Annotated in this window: 2 protein-coding genes; one reads left to right on the forward strand and one right to left on the reverse strand. The window is 77.0% G+C overall.

Features of this window, described 5'->3' with window-relative positions; all coding sequences use genetic code 11:
• The first annotated feature begins 857 nt into the window (after nucleotides 1-857).
• Complete coding sequence (locus AB0J08_RS11995) at nucleotides 858-1,421, forward strand: hypothetical protein (RefSeq protein WP_360631005.1); 564 nt, start codon at nucleotides 858-860, stop codon at nucleotides 1,419-1,421.
• Here the strand turns inward: AB0J08_RS11995 and AB0J08_RS12000 are convergent.
• Entirely contained in the window at nucleotides 1,361-2,656 is a 1,296-nt protein-coding gene (locus AB0J08_RS12000) for a multidrug effflux MFS transporter (RefSeq protein WP_360631008.1), read from the reverse strand. The genes AB0J08_RS11995 and AB0J08_RS12000 overlap by 61 nt on opposite strands.
• Between the last annotated feature and the right edge of the window lie 153 nt (nucleotides 2,657-2,809).

Genomic DNA, 2,809 nt, shown 5'->3' on the forward strand with positions numbered 1-2,809 from the left:
TGGGCGGTGCCTCGCGGAACTGCACGACCAAGCGGTGGGTGGCCCAGTCGCCACCAGCCCCGAGGACGACCTTGTGGCAGCCCTCCAGGCGTCCGCGCCGCCCCCGGCGGCCGTTCGCGCGGGAGGTGAGGCCGCCCCAACCGCTCACTTCCGCCCCATCGGTCATGTCACAGGATCACCGACCATGACGGACGGGGCGGGGACGGCGGCCGACGCGCAAGCTCCTGACGGGGCATCCGCCCCACCACCCGTCGCCCCACCACCGGTCCGGACACCGCCGATCGGGACACCGACGATGATCGGAGCCACCGTGCTCGCCACCGCCCTGATCGGTGGGATGACGGCGACGGCGATCAAGGTGTCCGGCAGCGGCCGGGACGACCGCCCCACCGGCGCGGTCACCCTCCAGCCCGGCCCCACCGCCGACGCGACCACCGCGACCACCGGCCCCACCACCGGCGGGGCCCCACCCGCACCCACCACCGCGCCGACCGGACAGCCCTCTCCCGGTGCCTCCGCCACCGGCAGCCCGTCCGCGACCCCTCCCCCGGCAAGTCCGGCGCGAAGCCGAGCGGCGCGGCCACCACTCCCGGCAAGCCCGGGGCGAGCGCCACCCAGGGGGCTCCCCCGCCCGCCGCACCACCGGCCGTACCGCCCGCCGGTGCGCCCGCGCCGACCGGCGGCGCACCGCGCGATCCGCTGACGGTCATCTCCGAGGCCGCGACCGACACCGCCGCGCTCGACCCGGGCACCTCTTCGCCGCCCCGAGCCTCACCGTCGGCGGCCGCACCTGGAACCGGACCGCCACCGCCGCCACGGACACCTGCTGGCAGGCCACCACCGGCGGCCTGGGCGACGTGATCAACGGCCAGTCCTGCCGAAAGCTGCTGCGCGCGACGTACACCTCCGGCGACAGTGCGGTCACCGTCGGGGTGGCCGTCTTCGACCACAAGCCGCAGGCGGACGCCGCGGGCCAGGCCCACAAGGGCCAGGTCCAGGGCCTGACCACCCCCGACGGCATCGCCTGGTGCGTGACGCCCGGCTGCGCCAACACCCATACGACGATCGGCCGTTACGGCTACTACACGGTCTCCGGCACCTACCGCCCCGGCGGCCCACCCAGGACGGCGCCGCGACGGCCGCCGGCCCCGAGTTCGCCGCCTACGCCCGCGCCCGCCTGCTCGCCCGCGGCCAGGCCGCCCTCGGCGTCTGACGGCGGCGGCGAGCCGATCGGCGCCACGCCACCGCCTGCCGCCCGGGGCCTGACCGGCGCCGCCGTGCTGTGCTGTGCTGTGCGGGAGATGAGCCGAACCGACCCGGTCGGCCCGGCTCGGCCGGCGGCCGAGGCCGGCGACGGTGATCAGCCGGAGGCGGCCAAGCCGGCCGCGCCGGGGAGCCCGGGGCGGCAGAGGGCGAGGTAGGAGACGGCGGACAGGACGGAGCAGGCCAGGACGACCACCGCGAGGAGGACTGCCGACGGGCTGCCGCCGAGGCTGCTGAGCGGCGCGACCAGGGCGCCGCAGAGGAACGTGCCGGTGCCGATCAGGGCGGAGGCGGAGCCGGCGGACTGCGGGGCGACCAGGCCGAGCGCCTGGGCGGCCGAGTTCGGGAGGATCACGCCGAGGCTGCCCATCAGGACGAAGAGCGCAGGGCAGACGCCGGACAGGCCGAGGTCCCAGACCGCCGTGAGCAGGACGAGCGCCACCCCTGCGGCGACCGCCGTGCCGAGACCGGCCAGCATCAGCGCGCGGGCCGTGAACCGGCGGGCGAGCACCCGTCCGTTCAGCTGGGTGACGCCCACGATGGCGAGCGAGTTGAGGCCGAACAGCAGGCTGTAGGTCTGCGGCGAGACGTGGTAGACGTGCTGGAGCACCACCGACGAGCCGCTGATGTAGCCGAACAGCGCACCGAACGCGAAGGTGCTGGTCAGGAGGAGGCCGAGGAACGGCAGGTTGCGCAGGAGCCCGCTCATCGTGCGCAGGGTGGCGGCGAGCCCGCCGCCGTGGCGGGCGGCGGGCGGCAGGGTCTCGCGCAGGGCGGCGAAGGCGATCAGGGTGAGCAGCAGGCCGAGCGCGGTGAGGGCGCCGAAGGTGCCGCGCCAGGAGGTGACGCGGAGCAGCTGGGCCCCGACGACCGGGGCGAGGATCGGGGCGAGGCCGGATATGAGGCTGATCGAGGCGAGGAAGCGGAGCATCGCGACGCCCTCGAAGCGGTCCCGGGCGACGGCCCGGCCGATGACCAGGCCGGCCGCACCGGCGGCGCCCTGCACGAAGCGGGCCGCGATCAGGACCGGCAGGGTGGGGGCGAGGACGCACAGGACGCTCGCCAGGGTGTAGCCGACCAGGCCGGCGAGCAGCGGCGGACGGCGGCCGAAGCGGTCGCTGAGCGGCCCGAAGATCAGCTGGCCGGCGGCGACACCGACCATCGAGAAGGTCAGGGTGAGCTGGACCGCGGCCGGTTCGGCGGCGAGGTCGTCGGCGATCGCCGGCAGGCCCGGCAGGTAGAGGTCGGTGGTGAGCGGGCCGAGGGCGACCAGGCCGCCGAGCACGGCGACGGTGGTGCGGCCGGGAGCGGCTCCGGTCCGGGCGGAACCGGCGGCCGGGGTGTCCGGAGCGGTCGATGTCTCGCCGGCGGGACCGGCGGTCGGACCAGGCATGGGGCTCCTCACGGCACGGCGCTGGGTGTGTCCTCGCTCCGTCCTACCCCAGCGGCCCGGCCCGGCGATACCCGGGGTGGGCCGCGCGGCCCCCCCGGACCCCGGCGCCCGGCCGGGGGGGCCGCGGGCCCCGCCCCGCCCCCCCCGACCGCC

This window comes from Kitasatospora sp. NPDC050463, assembly GCF_040655255.1.
In the GTDB taxonomy this organism is placed as follows: domain Bacteria; phylum Actinomycetota; class Actinomycetes; order Streptomycetales; family Streptomycetaceae; genus Kitasatospora.